At 61.1% G+C, this 18382-nt stretch carries 8 protein-coding genes; all 8 read left to right on the forward strand.

Annotated elements, in window-relative coordinates:
• Nucleotides 1–90: 90 nt before the first annotated feature.
• The 8 genes from DES53_RS09940 (at nt 91) to DES53_RS09975 (ending at nt 18381) form a co-directional block, all read left to right on the forward strand.
• On the forward strand, nt 91–9204 hold the full coding sequence (locus DES53_RS09940) for a tetratricopeptide repeat protein (RefSeq protein ID WP_211325495.1): 9114 nt from the start codon (nt 91–93) through the stop codon (nt 9202–9204).
• 202 nt (nt 9205–9406) lie between these two features.
• Nucleotides 9407–11071, forward strand: a complete 1665-nt coding sequence (locus DES53_RS09945; protein WP_113958070.1) for a hypothetical protein — start codon at nt 9407–9409, stop codon at nt 11069–11071.
• Nucleotides 11072–11294: 223 nt separating this feature from the next.
• Nucleotides 11295–12290: an AAA family ATPase gene (locus DES53_RS09950; RefSeq protein ID WP_113958071.1), complete on the forward strand. Its 996-nt coding sequence runs from the start codon at nt 11295–11297 to the stop codon at nt 12288–12290.
• A gap of 18 nt (nt 12291–12308) precedes the next feature.
• Nucleotides 12309–12623 carry a hypothetical protein gene (locus tag DES53_RS09955; protein WP_113958072.1) on the forward strand — a complete coding sequence of 105 codons (315 nt, stop codon included), beginning with the start codon at nt 12309–12311 and terminating at the stop codon, nt 12621–12623.
• A 35-nt stretch (nt 12624–12658) separates the two neighbouring features.
• Complete coding sequence (locus DES53_RS09960; protein ID WP_113958073.1) at nt 12659–13522, forward strand: DUF58 domain-containing protein; 864 nt, start codon at nt 12659–12661, stop codon at nt 13520–13522.
• A gap of 49 nt (nt 13523–13571) precedes the next feature.
• Nucleotides 13572–14063: a four helix bundle protein gene (locus tag DES53_RS09965; RefSeq protein WP_113958074.1), complete on the forward strand. Its 492-nt coding sequence runs from the start codon at nt 13572–13574 to the stop codon at nt 14061–14063.
• A 31-nt stretch (nt 14064–14094) separates the two neighbouring features.
• Nucleotides 14095–15867 (forward strand): VWA domain-containing protein, encoded by a 1773-nt coding sequence (locus tag DES53_RS09970; RefSeq protein ID WP_113958075.1) that lies wholly within the window; start codon nt 14095–14097, stop codon nt 15865–15867.
• Nucleotides 15868–15873: 6 nt separating this feature from the next.
• A complete protein-coding gene (locus DES53_RS09975) occupies nt 15874–18381 on the forward strand; it encodes a VWA domain-containing protein (RefSeq protein ID WP_113958076.1) in 2508 nt (835 codons plus the stop codon).
• Nucleotide 18382: the final 1 nt, after the last annotated feature.

The following is an 18382-nucleotide window of genomic DNA, read 5'->3' on the forward strand; positions in this document are numbered from 1 at the left end:
CGCGCCACGGTTCCTCCTCGTTCTGGCTCATGGTTTGGTTCGAAATGTTTTTCTCGAACAGTTCCGGCGGCGCTGGCACTGGTCCTGCCCTTGACGGCTGAGCTATCGGCACAGGCGCCGGCTCCCACTCCGGCCAAGGAGCCTGCAGTACCAGCACCGGCCCCAGCCAAGACTGTCAGCATGCCCACGGAGGTGGTGCGTTATCACGAGATGCTGCTGCGTCGCCCGCAGACGGGTGTGGTGTTTGATCGCTTCTACGACACCTGGCTGGGACTCGGAAGCGCGGACGAGATGAAGGCCTTCCTCGAAAAGCGTGCTGGGGATCCTGCCGCAAAAGCTGCGGACCATCTCGTACTGGCGTTGTATTTCTCCCGCCGCGGCCAGGATGCACCTGCCCTGAAAGCCTATGAACGCGCCCTGGAGCTGGAACCCAAAAACGCCTTTGCATGGGCGGACCGCGCGAAGCTCGAGGCACGGATGCAGGATATCGAAGGCGCACTGAAGAGCCTCGACCAAGGCATCGCCGCCAAGCCGGAGGCGACGTTGCTTCAGGAACTCTCCAAGCAACGCGCCCGTCATCTGCTGCGCCTCGGACGGAATGAAGAAGCGCTGAAGGCGTTTCGCGATATGGTGGCCGCCCAGCCGGACGATGTGGATCTCGCGGAGGAAGTGGTCTACATCCAGATGGAGGAAGGCCTGCCCGAGGAAGCGGCGAAAGGCGTCGAAGCCCTCATCACCAGGACCAAGGATGCCTATCAGAAAGTCGTGCGGCTGCTGCTGCTGGGGGACATCCGCCAAAAGCTGGGACATCGCGACGACGCGGTGAACGCGTATGAGGACGCTCTGGAACTCGCTGGCAAGGACACCTGGGTGGAGGGCGAGGTGCTGGCACGCATCGAGCAGAGCTTCCGCCGTGAAGATGACCTGGATGGGCTGGCGAAGAAGCTGGAGGAACTGGCCAAGGCGGATCCCGCGCGGGTGCGCCTCAGCCAGCGGCATGCGCAGGTGCTGGCAGACCTCGGCAAAGCGGATGATGCCATCAAGGTGTATCAGGATCTATTGGCCCGCACTCCGGGGCAGCAGTCCGTGCGTGAGGGTTTCCTGAACCTGCTGGAAAGCGCCGACAAGCTGCCGGAGGCCATTGAGCAGGCAAAGGCCCTGCGTGCACAATTGTCCGGAGACAAGGAGTGGATCATCCGCCTGGCCGTGCTGCAGCATCGCGCCAAGGATGACACCGCAGCGCAGAGCACCTTGAACGAATACCTCGCCGTGAATGGTACCGGCGAGTCGGATCGCCTTCGTGTGGCACGCCTGCTGGAAACCTGGGATCTGATCGATCCGGCAAAGGCTGCGTATGAAGCGCTGGTGAAGGCCCATGCGGACAGCGTCTCTGCCCGCGAGGCCCAAGCGCAATTCCTGCACCGCATTGATGAGCGGGACGCCGCCCTGGCCATCTGGCGGGATATTGCTGCGAAGGGAACCCTGGAAGACGCCCTCCAGGTGGGTCAGGCTCTGGGCGCACGCATGGAGCACAATGTGGCGCTGGAGGTGCTGTCGGCGCGGATCGCGACTTCTCCCGGTGAACCACGTCTGCTGGCGGCCCTGTGCACCGCTGCAGCGGGAGCGAAGGAATTTGCCAAGGCCATTCCCTGGGCACGTGAGCGTGTGAAGCTGGCCCGTGACGTCACCGAGGTGGAGGAGAGCGTGAAGGCTGCCTCGATGATCATCCGGAATGCCGGCACGCATGAAGCACTGGCGAAGGAGATTGCCGCACTCCCCTCTCCCACTGCCGCAGAGCGCTGCCTGCTGGCAGAGCTTCGAGAATCCATGAAGGATCATGCCGGTGCTGATGCCGCACTGACGGCCCTTACCGGGCCGGATGAGGCCCTGGGTCTGCAACAACAGGTACGTCTTTTTCAGGGGCGGCAGGAATGGATCCGAGCCGCTGCGACGATGGCGAAATTGATTGGTCTTCCCGATGGCCGCACCTCTGCCAATGTGCAGAAGCTGGTGGATCTGCACCAGCGCGCAGGGCAGACGAATGAAGCCCTGAACTGGATCGCTGAATGGAAGAAGCTCTCGCCCGGCGCTGTCACCCCGTGGACCACGGAATCCCGCCTGCTCTCCGATGCCGGACGCGCGGATGATGCCATCAAGGTCCTGCGCGAGGCGTACCGGAAGTTCTCGGACAATCCCGACCTCGCGGCCAGCTTCGGCGATCAGCTCATCGCAGCCGGACAGACGAATGAGGCCATGGACATCTTCGAAGCATGGTATGAGAAGACCGAGGACGTCCCCGGAAAGATGCGCTGGGCAGGCAGCCTGGCGCGTGCCGCTGCGAGCGGCGGCAACACCTCGCAGCTCGTGGATCGTTTCCGCGAGCGGCAGAAGAAGAACCGCCAGTCCGTGGTGCCGTGGATTGCACTGGCGGAGATTCATCGCGCCACTGGAAATACCGAAGGCAGACGCGCCGCCATCATGGAAGCTGCCAATTTGCGTCCGCAGGATCTCGAGCTGCTGCTGGAGCTTGCCCGGCTACAGGAGGAAGATGGTCTGTGGAAGGAAGCGCTGGCCACGCTGGAAACCGCGCGCCCCCTGGACAAGGCCAGCAAAGTGCGGGAGCGGCAGGCGGCAATCCACCTCCGCTACGGAGACGAGAATCTGGGTTATCGCATCCTCTTTGAACTCGCCGGTGGTGATCAGATGGACGCGCGCGGCATCGAGCGCATGGCGGATGGCATTGCTGCACGTGGCGAATGGGAACGCGTCATTGAGTTCCTGGAGCCTCTGGCAACGAAGCATCCCAAAGACTACCGTCTCCGCTTCCTGCAGGCCGTGGCGCTGGAGGAAGCTGGCCGCGAGAAGGACGCCACGCAGATCTTCATCACTCTTTTGCAGCCGATGGAGGAACTTCCCGGCGTGGTCGTGCCACCGGGCGGAGTGAGCGGCACGGGACGCAATCCTTATCAGGACCAGATGCTAAATGCCATGCCTCCCGGTTTGACCGGCTTCATCGAGATGAACCAGACCTGGCACATGGCCTACCGCTACCGCCAGTCGCGCAACAGCGGCAGCTACATCAGCTACGCCTTCCCGGGCATGCCGACCTCCTCAGGATTCGTCACCCTTCCGCCCTTTGCGCTGACCGCCCCCTCCTATGCGGCCGTGCATCTCATCAGCCTGGCGCAGAACCTCAAGGATGCAGAGAAGACGGAGCTCGCCACGCGCCTGAAGCGCATGGACATGAGCGAGGCGGAAATGTTTGTCCATCTGCAATGGGATCCGCAGCGCGGCGGTGTGGTGGTGGATGAAGATTGGCTGAAGGCACATCCGGATGAAGATGCAGCGCTGGCCTGGTGGGTGATGAACAGCATGTCGCGCATGACCAGCATGGGTAGCGCAGACTCCGAGGCCCTGCTGCGCAAGGCCTTCGACCGCTTCCAGAAGCGCTATCCCGGTCTGGCTGCACAGTCCGCCTTCGCCTCGCGCGGCAGCAGCACCAACGAAGGCAAGGCGCTCTACACAGAGGGGCTGAAGTACGTGAATTCGCTGGAGAAGATGGATCTCGTCTGTGTGCAGTCGGTGTTCAACCAGCTCCAACTCCAGCTGCAGCGGGGCGGAGAACTCTCCCCTCTCTCAGACGAAGAAGAAGCCTCCCTCATTGCGCTCGTGAAAAAGCACATCCGTGCCTCGACCGACAAGAATGACGTGATGCGGCCGTGGATGATGTCTTCGCTGGGACGCATGCTCGCGGAGAAGGGGAAGTGGGACGATGCCGTGGAACTTGCGCAGGCGGACCAGGATGCCTTTGAGCAGAGCGCCGGTGGTGGACCCAACCAGCAGTTCCAGCAAATCCAACGCATGTACTATGGCCAGGGTGGCGCCGTGGTCACCGCCATGCAATTCCCCGCGAAGCACCTGAAGGTTTCGCAAACGGCGCTGGGAGTCATGGCCCCGTCCCTGGGAGGTTATATGTTTTCACCTCAGGGAGACAGCTCCATTGGCGAGGAGACTCCGCGCAACGAGCCCATGCTGAAGTCCGCGGTGAAGCTGACGAACGATGCGTTGCGCAATATTGCGCTGCTCGCGGGCGGGGACCGGGATTCATTCTCCAAGTTTGTGGAGGCGAAGGCGAAGGCGGAACCGGAGAATCCGGGGCCTATCCTGCTCGCGGCCTGGTATGCCCAGCAGTCGCAGGATTACCCGAAGGCCATTCAGTGGATGCAGAAGGCACTGGCGCTCACCCTGGACGCCGACGATCGACTGATGGTGGAAAATGCCCTGCTGCACAACGCTGCAGCGAGCCAGACCAACAAAGGCGGCAAGCCGGATCCCGCCATGACAGCCGAGCTGCTGGATGCTGCCAAGGAACTCGCCAAACGACAGTCGCGGAACACGAGCCTGTCGATGAATCAGAAACAAAATCTGGCGCGGGCGATGGACAGCCTGGGCCTCAGCAAAGAGGCGGCGCAACTTCGTACCGTGCCCAAGGTCGCAGGCAGCAGTGGCAGCAGTAGTCGCTCCAGCTATACCAGCAGCAACATCAGCAGCACGCAATCCACCCCCTCCACGGTGGAGCAACTCGCCAACAAGAACCAGCGCGACGCTGCCGCCCGTGAAGCCGTGAAACTCCTGCGCACCGTAGTGCCAGAACTCTTCACCACCAACGCCGAGTATGCAGCCTCCCGTGCGGACGAACTCCTCAAGATCGTGAAGAAGCTTGAACTGGCGCCTGACATCCTGAAAAGCGCCGATCCCGGAGACTCCGCCAGCATGCGCAGAAAACTGGAGTTTGCCGGCCTCAACGAGCTCCTGGGAAGGGAGAAGGAGGCGAGGGATCTCTATGAGGCCGTCCTCGTTGCAGCACCACGCACCACCGAAGCACAGGTGCGCATGATCAGCCTGCTCTCCACCAGTGATTCGGACGCGGCGGCGCAGCGCATCCTTGAGCTGAAGCAGGGCACGCCACTCGCGACGGTGCTGCAGAATCTGGTGCAGACAATGCAGAACAGCAGTGGGCGCGGCGGGCTTTCACGCCGCATCGCCGCCGCACGCACGTTCACTGCCGTGTTGGAGAAGCTCGCCAGCGGCGGAACCAAGTTCCCCCCGGATGTCTCCCTGCCCTACATGGCTGGGGCGTCACGGAGCATCGGCCAGGCCCACTACGGCAACAACTCGGATGACGGCACGGAGCGGGATCCGCGCCTGCCGGATCTGTATTCCGCCACGCTGTACGACGGCACCCATCGCTCGAAGGAAGAAGTCGCCGGGATGAACAGTGCCAAGGGGAAAGAACGTCGCGAGGCTCACGATGCGCTCTGCCGCGCGATGATGAAGGTGCCGGAACTCGCCGAAGATGGTTTCTCTGCTCTCGCCAGCCTGACCATCGCGGAGAAGCAGGACTTTGCCCAGCTGAAGGAATCCGCCACGGCGTGCCTGAAGCTCACCAACGATCCCGCCAATCGCCGGCGCATCGAGAACGCGCGCAGCCAATATGGCTACAGCTACAGTTCCGGTGGTTCCGAGCGCCTGTGGCAGCCGAAGCCTGCCGAGTTTCTCATCTACGCCGCGTGGAAGGAGGGTGCGGAAGAGCGCCTGGAAAAGGAGATCTATCCGCTGGTGGCGGGAAATGCGGACACTTCCAAACAGACACCGCAGCTTGTCTCTGCAAAGGCGTTTGCGAAACTCTGGTTTGGCAAGCCAGAGGAATTCACCACGGCAGCAGATGACTGGGCCAAGGTCGGCAGCTCGAGGAACTCGATGAACCAGATGACCTGGCTCTGGTTCTCCGACGGCGGGTATATGGAGAACTTGCTGCGCTTCGCTGTGGAACGGAAGCTGGAAGTCAATCTGGACGACTGGATGATTGCCAAGATCAAAGGCAGCTTCCGCGAAAACAACCACCTGGATCTCGATTGCATCCAACCCTGGCTGCGCCTGGAAGCCGGAAAGAAGGGCACGCCCGTAGTGGTGGCGTTCATTGAAAAACTGGGAGACAACCTCTTCGGCGACGCGGAAGGAAGGCGCAAGGCAACCCAGGACTTTGTAAGCCAGCGCTATGGCGGCACGAGTTCACAAAGGCAGAATGCCAAGGCTTATAGCTACGGGCAGTTCATTGACGGCCTGCTCCAGGAGGACGGTGTGCCCGGCGCGGCCCTGACTGTAATGATCACCGAGAAGTGGCTCGAAACACCGGCCGCGGCCCAGCAGATCAAATACCGTCTCGATGACGATGGCGTGCTGAATGATTCCAAGGCGCTCTCCCTGGTGCTCAGCCTGCCACCCTTTGGCGCGGAGGCGGCGGAGTTCCGCGCATACACGACGAAGGATCGCTATGTGCCAACCGTGCTGGGCGGACTGCTTTCAGAAATCCGCAAGCGTGACAAGCTGCGCACGGAAATCCTTGAACATCTCAAGCAATCCCCCACCCGCACCTTCGGCACGCAGTTGTCCATCGCCTCACTGGAGCAGAAGCATGATGCAGAGCTGATTGCCTTTGTCACGGCCCGCAGGGACGAGCTCACCAAGCTGAGCACCCCCGCGCAGGATGAACTTCGCGAAGTGCTGAAGCAGGTGTGGCCTGCGCTACAGCGGCCGGAGAACATGCCCCAGGAGCGCCAGGAAGTCCTGCGGCCGCTCTTTGCCGCGGAGATGAAATCCCTCGCGGAACGTCGTGCCATGGTCCTTACCGCGAACACCCTTGAGGAACTGAAGATGGAGGACAGACCCTTCTTCGACTTCCTCCGCGGCGAGTTTGTGAAGCTCGCACAAGAAGGGAAGGACGACGACGCGGTGCAGCTCTTCGAAAAGGGATGCACGCTCATCGAAAAGAAGATGGCTGCCAAAGGCTGGGACGATGGGCAGAACTGGAACGGCTGGACGCCTCGCAGCCAGCTCGCGGATGCGATCATGGACTGGCGCACCGGCTGGGATCTTGTGCGACTGGGCGTGCGTCTCTACAACACGGACACCACCGGCAAACTGCAGCACCCCGGTCACCCGAACTCCAATCAGTGGAACAAGACGGTGCAGGACTCCTGGAAACGCGAGGGCGGCTACTGGAGGCCCGAGACGGCCCTGCATGTGACACTCAGCCGCATCAACGGGAACCTCAAGGGGCAGAACTCCGCCATCCTCATGCCAATGCTGGCCAACCTGGTGGCGCAGATGCCTCTGCGGCTCCGTGGTGGTGTGGTCACCTGGGCGGAAGGTGAGGGAGCCAAGAAACCCTACGCCGCGCTCTCCAAACACCTGGCAGTTGCAGCGCGTTTCCAGAACTTCACCTCCCCGGGCAAGAAGGTGGTGCTCGGAGCGGATGGCAAACGCCCCGAAGACCCCGCCATGCCCTCCATGCGGCAGGAAGATTGGGACTACCTGCTGGGCGTGATGGAAGACGCCTCGCTGAATCCCCGCGTACGCCTCGCCCTTGCCAACTGGATCTGCCACTACGGCCGCGAGGAGGTGGACAGCCGCATGGTGTACGCGACGGTGAGACTCTCCGTGGAAGGTCTGCGCAACTCGTGGGCGCACAGTGCCTATCACCTCGCCTCGGCGGTGCGTTGTTTCAATCAAGAGCCCGCCAATGAGGCGTGGAAGGCGCTGGCCAAGGACGTGTGGGATGCCTGGGTGGTGCGCAATGCGCGCAATCAGGAGTCCTCACGCATGGGCCGGGCTTATGATCCCGCGGAGACTGCTGTCTTCGCCATGTGGGAACTGGCGGTGCGCGCCCGTGAGAAGTCGTGGCAGTCGCGCCTGCGCACGGAATTCCGCACCACGCTGGATGACAGCTACCTCACCTTCGCGGCAATGGCGCGGCAGGAGGACTTTGAGGGTGCTACGGAATTCCTCCGCGCGCAGTGGAAGGATCTCACCCAGTGGATTCCGTTCTACGATTCGCTGGACACGGCCAGCAACGACAACAATCAGGCTGAGGGCGTTGCTACGATGCTGAATACGACGGCGCGGGACAAGTTCCTCGTGGCCTGCAAGGATCCTGAACTGGCCGAGTTGGGCCGCATTTTCATGGATGTGGGAAATGATCCACCGCAGGGCTATCGTGAGCGCTTCAGTGGTCCGCCAGACTACCGTGCCCGCAGAGATCTGGCTGCGGAAGCTTTCCGTCCGGAGGTCATCAAGGATGATGCCATGCGCGCCCGCGCCACCGGCTGGCTCTTTGGCGCCTCCGCCGCGAATGACAAGACAGCTCCCGTGGTGGCAGCACTTGCTTCCAAGGTCGACGTGAAAGCACTGCCCTCCCAGAATGAATCCCAGAAAATGCGCTGGCAAATCCTGATGCCTCTGCTGGACAGCCACAACAAGGCGCTCACGGGTGACTGCAAGGCCTTCGATACCTTCTACGAGACCGTGCACCAGCACTCGGGGTGGGACGAGTGGCTGCGGGATAACATCAAGGAATACTCCGGACGCATGGTGCTCTCCCGTACCCGCCTTTTCTGGAGAAGCCAGCCACCCGCCAAGGCTTCTGACATGCTGCCCCTGACAGATACCATCCTCAAAAGCTATGCGAGCAACGATGACACCCAGATAGGTGATGCCATCGGTGTGCGCACCGCCATCTACCTGTATGACGGTGATCTGGAAGGACTCGCGAACTGGCGCAAATCGCTTTCCAAGGAACACGCCGCTCAATTCGTAGACCGGTACCGCACGCAAAGCTCGCTCTTCATCACCCTGGGTGACCTGTGCGGGCGCAATCCGAAGGTGCGGCTGCCGCTGGAGCGCCGCCTCGCGCTGGTCGAGGCTGCGGTGAAGGACGAGTGGACCCAGAAGATTGCCAGGACAAATCCGGGTGCTTCCTTCAAAATGCCCATCCTGACCGGGAAAACGAACCTGCTCAGCAAGCCCGAACTCATCGAACACGGGATGAAGATCGCCCGCCTCATCCCCCGGGAGGGCCGCTCCTTCTATGAGATGGCAGACTGGTTTGAGGAGGAGGGACTGGCAGAGCAGACCCTGGCCGCACTCGATGCCGTGCTCGCCGAAGTAGGTGGCAACCAATCCCTGCGCAATCCGGCGCTCATCCGCAAAGCCGAGACGCTGGACAACATGGGGAGGAATGCCGAGGCCATGAAGGTGCTGGAAGGAATGGACATCGCGAAACTCCCTGTGGGTCTGCGCCTCCAAGTCGAACGGCTTCAGCGAAAAGAGCAGGAAGCTGCCAAGAAAGCGGCGGCTAAGCAGTAATGCGTAAGTGAAGAAAAAAATGTGAATGAACCAGCCCCAAGGTCCGTCGAAGCAGGACGTTGGGGCTGGTGAGCCCCACCTGAAGCCCGGATTGTAAAATTTCCGCAAAAGTACCGCGAGTCGTTTCCCGCCTTGCCGCCGTGAGGTTCATCTGGTATTTCTAACCATCTCGTAATAAAAACCGAGCAATCCAAAGAACGCCATGGCAGCCCACGATCGCATTGCCTTGTTCATTGCCACAGTTCGCGCCCGGCTTGAGCAGGCGCGAGGTGTCCGGCTCTTCTCCATCATCCTCCTGGCGGTCCTGATCGCGCTCACGGGGTGGTGCCTGTTGTGGGTGTTGCAAGGGTATGCCGTGCCTCGCATGGGCTACCTGATCGCGACCCTGGCAGTGCCAGCGCTGGCCATTGCCGCCTGGATGATTCGCCGCACGACCGAGGCCAGAGCCGCACATGTGGCGGACGACCATTTCGGCCTGAAGGATTCGCTGACCTCCTACCTCGGCTTCAGCCGGGAGCACCGCGAGGGTGAGCTCTACGCCTTGCAGGCGGTGCAGACCGCCGAGCGCGTGCAGGCCCTGGATGCCCGCTCCATCTCGCTGGCCTGGCCACGCCGGCTGCTCTCCATCTCGGCCATCCTGCTGGTGGCCTGCGTCGCCATGGGTTTCCGGAAAGCCACGCCCTTCGTGATGGAGAAGCTGGCTCTCGAAGTGGAGACCACCAAGAAGACCGAGGAGATCAACAAGGAGCTCGAAGAGGAAGTGGAAGAGCTCATCAAGAACGCGTCCGAAGATGAGAAGGAACTGCTGAAGCCCGACGAATGGCGTCAGTGGGTGAAGGAACTCAAGGAGACCAAGGACCAGAAGGAAGCGATGCGGCAGTACGCGGAGCTGGAGCGCAAGCTGCAGGAGGCCGCCCAGAAGCTCAGCCAGCGTGAGCAGGAACACCTTCTCGCGAAAGCTGGTGAGGAACTGAAGCAGGAAGCCGAGCTGCGTGAAGTAGGCCGCAAGCTGGAGGAGAAGAACTACCGCGATGCCGCCGCCGACCTCCAGAAGATGGAGCTCAAGGCGGACGTGACAAAACCTGACGAGGCGCGCAAGGAACTCGCGAAGCTGAAGGCTGCCGCGCAACGCATGGCCGCGGCCGCACGCAACTTCCAACAGCGCACGGGCAAGCAGGGCAACGGCAACAAGAGCTCCCAGTCCCAAAGCAACCCGAACAACAACGGCCAGTCCGGGCAGCAGAGCCAGGCGGAAGGCCAGCAGGGCGAAAGCTCCCAATCCTCCATGGACCAGCAGATGGCCTCGCTAGACGAAGCCATGCAGCAGTATGAAAAGGCGCTGAGCCAGAAGCAGAGCGAGAGCCAGTGCAAGAGCGGTCAGAAGAACGCCAACCAGAAGCTGGGCCAGCTCTGCCAGAGCATGTGCAAGTCTGCCGGTCAGCGCGACCTGATGAAGAAGCTCATGAAGCTGGGTCAGTGCGCGGGCCAGTGCCAAGGCTACCTGGGCAACAAGGAATGCCAGTCACTCGCCCAGTGCATGGGCAACAAGCCCGGCGGCAAGAAGGCCGGCTGGGGCAGTGTGGAATCCCGCCGCGCCGAAAGCGAACCAACGATGGACAATGGCAACCGCGACCAGCTCGAGGGCATCAAGGGCAGTGGTCCGGCGAATACCAGCATCGAAGCCGCAGACAGCGGCACCGGCACGGCCACGCGTCAGGTGAAAGCCACGGAGCGCGAATGGAAACGCCAGCTTGAGTCCTTCATCCAACGCGAAGACGTTCCCGCCGAAGTGAAAGAAGGCGTGAAGGAATACTTCAAGGGCATCCAGGAGGTGGGCGCGGAGAAGAAGACTGAAGCCCAGAAGTAGGGCGGCTGGAGTGGGTGGAATGGGTTGTTGGAGCGCTTGGCCAGTTCGAGCCAAGTAATCAGTAGGTCAGTGTCCAGTAATCAGAAATGAAGTCCAACTCCATGACCCTCTGCCCCCTTCGAACACACCAACAGGCTCTGAAATCACTGCCTTCTGAACACTGATTACTGTTTACTGAACACTGGTTACTTCTTGCCACTCCCACCACATCAAGTCTCCCGCAATGTCTCTCCCCCACCCTCCCGATACCAAGGCTGCTGTTTCCCATTTCCACGACTCGTTTAACAAGCTCCGAAGCGAAGTCTCGAAGTTCATCGTTGGGCAGAAGGACATCATCGACAGTGTGCTCACCGCCGTGGTGTGTGGAGGCCACGTACTCCTGGAAGGTGTGCCAGGCCTGGGCAAGACGGCGCTGGTGAATACGCTGGCGCGTGCCCTGCACCTGAAGTTCCAGCGCATCCAGTTCACGCCTGACCTGCTCCCTGCCGATATCGTGGGCACGCAGATCCTCGTGGAGAAGGATGGCAAGAAGGTCTTCGAATTCCAGCCCGGCCCCGTCTTCTGCAATGTGCTGCTGGCGGATGAAATCAACCGCGCCACGCCGAAGACACAGTCCGCGCTGCTGGAGACCATGCAGGAGAAGTCCGTCACCGTGGCGGGCTCCACGCACAAGCTCGACAAGCCTTTCTTCGTGCTGGCAACGCAGAACCCCATCGAGCAAGATGGCACCTATCCGCTGCCGGAAGCACAGCTCGACCGCTTCTTCTTCAAGCTCTTCGTCCCCGTGCCGAATCACGCGGACTTCGTGGAAATCCTCAATCGCACTGGCGGCGTGGAACTGCCCGCCATCAGCGCAGTGGCCAACGGTGACGACGTGCTTAAGATGGGTCAACTCGTTCGTGAAGTGCCGGTGGAAGCCTCGGTGCAGGACTACCTGGTGCGGGTGGTGCGCGCCACGCATCCCTCGGATGCACAGGCCACGGACCGCGTGAAGAAGTATGTGCGCCACGGGTCCTCCCCGCGCGGTGCGCAGACCATCCTCGCCGCAGCCCGTGTGCATGCCCTGCTGGATGACCGCTATCACGTCGCGCGTGAGGACATCGCCAAGGCCGCCATCCCGGCCCTGCGCCACCGCATTCTCCTCTCCTTCGAAGGTGAAGCCGAGGGCGTGAAGACGGATGAAGTCATCGCCGACGTGCTGGCCAAGGTGAAGGAATAGGCATCAGCGAGGGGCGGTATGAACACCTACTTGCAGAAGCGCTGGAGTGGAAGCGTCACGAATCCGTCTGAGTCAGACATGCGAACTGCACTGGCTGAGCTCAGCACGCACGATCCTGAACATCCTGATTGCTGGCTGTCTGATGAGAATGGCTGGACCATTTCAACAAACGAAGCCGGTACGATCGTCCTCGAAAATGCCGAAACCGACGAGGGTCCATGGCACATTCCGAACTCCGATACAGACATGGTGCTGACTCTCTGGAAGCACCTCAGCGCTGGTGAAATGGAATTGGTGAGATCGCATCCCTGGAAAAGCGGTTATCAGCCCTAACGCATTGCCACCGGCCTCCTGCCCAAATCCTCCTCATGCTTACAGACCCCGCCTTCATCCGCCGCCTAGAGTCGCTCTACCTTCTGGCACGGAAGATTCTTGGCGGCTCCCTGCAGGCGGATCGTCGCAGCACGAAGAAGGGCGCCGGCATCACCTTCGCCGACTATGCGCAGTACTCGCTGGGCGATGACTACCGCTCCATCGACTGGCGCGTGTATGCAAAGTTCGAGTCACTGCTCATCAAGCTCTTCGAACTCGAAGAAGACGCCACCATCTACCTGCTGATTGATTGCAGTCCCTCGATGGCGAGCAAGCAGCAGTATGCGAAGGAACTCACCGCAGCGCTCGGCTACATCGCACTGAATACGCTCGACCGTCTCGCGGTGTATGGGCTGGCGGACAAGCTGCGACCGCTCTTTGACCCTACGCGTGGGCGCAATCAAGTCATCCCGTTCCTGCGCTCCCTCGATGCCGCGCCCTCATTTGGCGTAGACACGGACCTGACGGCCTGTGCGCGAGAGTTCGAGGCGAGGCATCGGCGCAAAGGTCTCGTGTGTGTCATCTCGGATTTTCTTTTCCCTGGCGGCTACGAAGAAGGCCTGAGCCGCTTGCAGTGGCACAAGCACGAGGTCTTCTGCTTGCAAACGCTGGACGACAACGACCTGAAGTGCGCATGGAAGGGCGATGTAACCCTGGAGTGTGTGGAAACGGGAGCCTCGCAGAAAGTCACCGTGTCTCCACGTGAAGCGAAGATGTACGAAGAAGCCGTCGCGGAATGGAATGCTGGATTGCAGCGCACGTGCGCGAAGCGGGGTCTTGGCTTTGTGAGCACCACGACGGAGCGGCCATTTGATGAAGTGATTCAGGATCTTCTGAGACGAGGGGGATTGGTCGGATAAGGAGTAAACAGTAATCAGTGTTCAGTAATCAGAAGCATCTCTAAATTCTATGGAACTGGAATATGCGCGCAGCTTTCATGAACTGGTGGTCTACCAGAAGGCGCGATTGTTGCAGAAGGAGGTTTTGGACTTGTCTCGTGGGTTTCCAGATTTCGAGCGCTACGGCCTTACGGATCAAATACGGAGAGCTTCGCGTTCCATCGGAGGCCAGATTGCGGAAGGCTGGGCGAAGCGAGCCTACCCGCGCCACTTTGTCAGCAAGCTAACAGATGCCGACGGAGAACAGCTTGAAACGCAGCACTGGCTCATCACCTCAGTAGATTCGCAATACGTCTCCCGGGAGACCGCTGCGCCATTTTATCAACTCTGTCTGGAGATTGGTCGCATGCTTGGCAAGATGATCCTGCGTCACAAGGATTTCTGCCAACCTAGTTCAGCCATCCTTCGGGAAGACTTCGAAGAATTTTTTGCACCCTACAATCCTAATCATCATCCCCTAAACGCAATCAATCTAGAGTTCTCCTCCACCATCTCATACTGATTACTGAACACTGGTTACTGCTTACTTTCGGATGTCCCTCCTCGCTCCCGCCTTCCTCTGGACACTTGCGGCACTCGCGCCGCTGGCGGCGATTTATTTCCTCAAGGTCAGGCCACGGAAGAAGCCGGTGACGGCCTACTTCCTGTGGCAGAAGATTTTTACGGAGAAGAAGGCATCGGCGTTGTTCAATAGATTGCGGGATGTGCTTTCGCTCATTCTGATGGCGCTGGCGTTTGCGGCGGTGGCATTTGCGTTGGCAGAGCCCGACTTTGCTGGAGATGAACGCAAGGACCTGCTCATCGTCGTGGACCATTCAGCCTCCATGTCCGCAAAGGAAGGCACGAGCACGCGCTTGGAACAGGCGAAGGCCAAGGCGAAGGCGCTCATCACGGGACTCAACGGTACGCAGCGGGCGGCGGTGGCCACATTCGCCTCTGAGACGGAGATGCGCGCGCATCCCACGCGGCATCGCAAGTCGTTGCTGGATGCAGTGGATGCCATCGGACCGACGGAGCTTCCCTCGCGAGTGGAGGCGCTGCGCTCGCTCCAACCGGGGAATGAGTGGATGAAGAACACGCGTGTGCTGCTCATCACGGATGGATGCCTGGATGATGCGGCGCGGTTGCCGCAGGTGGAGGTCATCAAGATCGGCGGCGAGGTGACGAACGTGGGACTCGCGCGGGCGGACCTGCGGGCGGTGCCTGGAGGTGTGGAGCGGCTGGGGCTTTTCCTTCTTCCCGTTTCCTCTTCCAAAGAGCCGGTGAAGACGGACATCACGCTCACCCACATGGACAGCAAGCGCATGGTGAAAGTCATCCCTGTGACGCTGAATGCCGGTGACAACGCCCCGGTGACACTGACGCTCGATGATGCGCCGAGTGGCCGATGGACGGCTTCTCTTGGCCTTGATGATGCGCTGACCACGGACAACACGGTGAACCTCTATGTGCCGCCGCGTGAACCGGTGCCTGTGGGTGTGCTCGCGGAGGACGGATTCTTCCTCCAGCATGTGGTGGCGGCCTTCGACCGCAGTGACCAGATGCTGACACTGGCGCAGGATGCGAAGAGTGCGCGCATCTTCCTCGCGCGTGGCAAGGCTCCGGAAACAGCGAGCGCCATTGTGTTCCAGCCACAGGGTGAGTCGCCCTTCTGGTCACAGGTCGGTGAAGAGATTCTCAACCCCGTGCCGAAGATTGTGGCGAAGGACCATCCGCTGCTGCGGTATCTCGATGCGGAGACCATCAACTTCGCCGGAGCTCGCAAGCTCACTGCGCCTGCCGGTGCCGTGGTGCTGGTGGCGGATGAAGGGGGCACGCCGCTCATCCACCTGATGCGTCAGGGTGAGCAGATGGTGTGCGTGGTGAATCTCGACCCCATCGTGGCGCAGTTCTACCTCTCAGCGTGGTTCCCTGTGATGGTGCACAATGGTACGGCACACCTGACCCATCGCGAGGGTGCACCTCCGGCCACAGTACCCACGGGCGGCAGTCTCCGCGTACCCGGACTCGCAGAAGGCGCGACGGCAACGATGAAGTCCCCCTCCGGCACGGAAACGACCATCACTGGACCTGATACGGGTGAGTTGCTGGAGAGCGGCTTCTACGAAATCGCGCACGCCGGCGGCGCCTGGAGCGCGGGATGCTCGCTGGTCTCGCCTGAAGAGTCCCAATTACAAAATGATACACTCAAGGACACCGCGAAGCCCATTGCCAGCGGACAATCCCCCTCCTACTGGCTCCTCGTGCTGGGCGTGCTGGTGGTGGCAGGCGAGTCGGTCCTTTATCACCGGAGGAAGGTAGGCTAGGCGCACATGGACTTCACCACCCTCTCACCTCTCTTCTGGCTGCTTGTTCTCGTCGGTGTTGGCGCAGGCTTCTACCATTCGCTGGTGGACCGGCCCACCGGGCTGCGCACTGCATCCTTTGCACTACGCATCCTGGGCATCATTCTTCTGGTCCTTGCCCTTTGCCAGCCCTTCGCCGGAGACAAGACGGACGAAGCGCACGTGGTCTTCCTGGTGGATGTCTCGCAGTCCGCCGACCTGCCCTCGGCCAAGGAAGCGCTCAATCAGGTGGATGCCGGCATCAAGGCGCTGCGTCGGCATGACACCCACTCGCTCTTCGCCGTGGCGGATGGTCTGCGAGAGAAGCCACTGGAAGACTTCCGCACGATGCTGGACGCATGGATGAAGGGTGTGGCGGATGACGCCTTCCGCGCGCATTCGCGCCTGGGTGACTCCATGCTCGCCGCGCGTCTTGCATTCCCTGCGGGCAAGGCGCGGCGTCTGGTGCTCTTCAGCGATGGGGTGGATACGGAGGACGGAGTGGACGCCGCCCTCACCCAACTCAAAGCGGAAGGCGTGGATGTGAAGTTTGTCCCGCTGAAAACGCTGAGCCAGCCGGAAGCGGTTCTGCTGGGTGTAGACAGCACTTCGCCCTTCGCCTTCCATGGCGAAGTGCTGCGTCTGACCGCGCGCGCCATGGCCAATCAGCCCATGAATGCGAAGGTCCGCCTGCTGAACAAGGGCGTGGCCGTGCAGGAGAAGACCGTGGCGCTCAAGCCGGGTGAAGAGGCGAAGGTGTGGTTCGACACGGAGATGACCACGCCCGGTCCCAGTGTCTGGAGCACCGAGCTTATCCCGGACAAGGATCACTTCCCCATCAACAACCAGGCCACCACCACTATCACCGTGCGCGGCAAGCCACGTGTGCTCATGCTGCACGAGGATGAGAAGAAGATGCGCGCCTTCACCCGCTCGCTGAAGGAGCAGGATTTCGATGTGGATCTGCGCGGCAAGCGAGGTCTGCCGGAGAGCATGGAGGAGCTTCTCGCGTTTGATGCCATCATCATCGCGAATCTCTCCGCCACGGACATGACGCCACGCCAGATGACGCTGCTGCGCAGTTATGTGGCGGACTTTGGTGGCGGCCTGGTGATGCTGGGCAGTGAGAACAGCTTCGGTCTCGGGGGCTACTACAAGACACCGGTGGAGGAAGTGCTACCGCTTGTCTCAAGGTTCGAGAAGGAGAAGGAGAAACCCTCGCTGGCCATGGTGCTCGTGATCGACAAATCCGGTTCCATGGAAGGCACGCCGATCGCACTTGCGCGACAGGCCGCGAAGAGCGCCGCAGAACTGCTCGGCCCGCAGGACCAGATTGCAGTGATTGGCTTTGATAGCGACGCGCAGGTCATCTGCGAAATGACACCGGCTTCGCAGCAAGGCACCATTCAGGCGTCCATTGATTCGCTCGCGGCTGGTGGTGGCACCTACATGTATCCCGGCATGGTGATGGGCAAGGAGATGCTGGAGCGTACGACGGCGAAGGTGAAGCACATGATCTGTCTCACGGATGGACAGACGAACGAGGCAGACCACCTCGGCCTCACACAGCAACTGGTGGATGGTGGTGTGACGGTCTCCACTGTGGGCCTCGGTGATGGCGCGGCGCGTGAACTGCTGCAGCAGATTGCCGAAGCGGGACGTGGTCGTTATTACGAAAGCAATGACCCGGCCTCACTGCCGCAGATTTTCACCAAGGAAACGACGCAGGCTTCCAAGTCTGCCGTGCAGGAAGGCCTGTTCCAACCCATCGAGATCACCGAGCACCCCATGCTGGCAGGTTATGATGCCGACAGCCTGCCGGTGGCGCTGGGATATGTGATGACGGAAGCCAAGCCTGCCGCGCAGGTGCTGCTGGCTGCGGAGCATGGTGACCCACTGCTGGCGGTGGGACGTTTCGGTCTGGGCATCGGTCTCGCGTACACGTCTGACATCACGGAAGTGTGGGGCGGTGAGTGGCTCGCGTGGGATGGCTGCGGCCGCTTCTGGGCGCAGGTGTTGCGCGGTGCACTGCGCAAGACGGACGTCGAGGGCCTCGAAGCACGCGGTACCACACGTGATGGCGAATGGATTCTCGGCATCGAACGCCGTGGTCCGGACAACGCTCCCGTGAGCCTCATCAACTGGAATGCCCAGGTGTTGGATGAAAATGGCAACACGCAAGACGTGAAGATTCGCGAGACCGGTCTCGGCCGTTATGAAGCTCGCGTACCCATCGGAACGCGCAAGCACCTGAGCCTGCGGTTGCACGACAAAGATCACGACAAGCTGGAGGTGAAGCACTACCACGCGCCCTATCCTGCCGAGTATCGTCTGCAGTCGAAAGCACCAGAGTCGCTGCTTGCGCTTACAGGTTATCAGCCGGACCAGATTGTCGCCGGATTGAAGCCTGCGGAACAGCTCAAGCCCATCGGCCACTGGTTTGCGTGGACGGCGCTGCTGAGCTTGTTGCTCGGGGTGATGCTCAGGAGGGTGTGAT

Origin of the sequence: Roseimicrobium gellanilyticum (genome assembly GCF_003315205.1) — a bacterium.
Taxonomy (GTDB): Bacteria; Verrucomicrobiota; Verrucomicrobiia; order Verrucomicrobiales; family Verrucomicrobiaceae; genus Roseimicrobium; species Roseimicrobium gellanilyticum.